Below are 618 nucleotides of genomic sequence, written 5' to 3'. Positions count from 1 at the left end.
TGCTCTTCTTTCTACGATTCCATGTTTGCCTTAACTGGATGGAAAACTGTTGAAATCAACGGTATTGAGTTTGAGTTGAATTCTATCCTTGTTGAGAAATGGAAAGGAAAACCGTATCGTCTTGTCATACAGAGACAAAGGCGAATAGATGGAGACCTTGACATTTGGGAAGGCGAATATACCTACAGATGTATACTGACTAACGATTACAAGTCGAGTGCAAGAGACATCGTGGAATTCTACAATCTTCGTGGTGGCAAGGAACGCATCTTCGATGACATGAACAATGGCTTTGGCTGGAATCGATTGCCAAAATCGTTCATGGCACAGAATACTGTATTCCTGCTTATGACAGCTCTCATCAGAAACTTCTACAAAGCTATTATGCAGAGATTGAAAACCCATGAATTTGGATTGCGTGCCACCAGCAGAATCAAGACCTTTGTTTTCAAGTTCATCTCTGTTCCTGCGAAATGGATTAAGACATCACGTAGGCATGTATTGAACATTTACTCAGACAACAATGCTTATGCCAACCTGTTCAAGACAGACTTTGGTTAAAGACCATGCTGTTCTGGTTAAAGCAGCGTATGAGCTCAAGTCGCTTGATGGGGTAGG

General features: G+C 41.6%; 1 pseudogene. It reads left to right on the top strand.

The annotated features are described in order from the left end of the window. Window positions 1-561, top strand: a pseudogene (locus IE226_RS43760) (IS1380-like element IS942 family transposase); the annotation flags it as partial. Between the last annotated feature and the right edge of the window lie 57 nt (window positions 562-618).

Origin of the sequence: Streptomyces longisporoflavus (assembly GCF_014649775.1) — a bacterium.
Classification (GTDB): domain Bacteria; phylum Actinomycetota; class Actinomycetes; order Streptomycetales; family Streptomycetaceae; genus Streptomyces; species Streptomyces longisporoflavus.
This window is presented reverse-complemented; position numbering and strand designations above follow the sequence as displayed.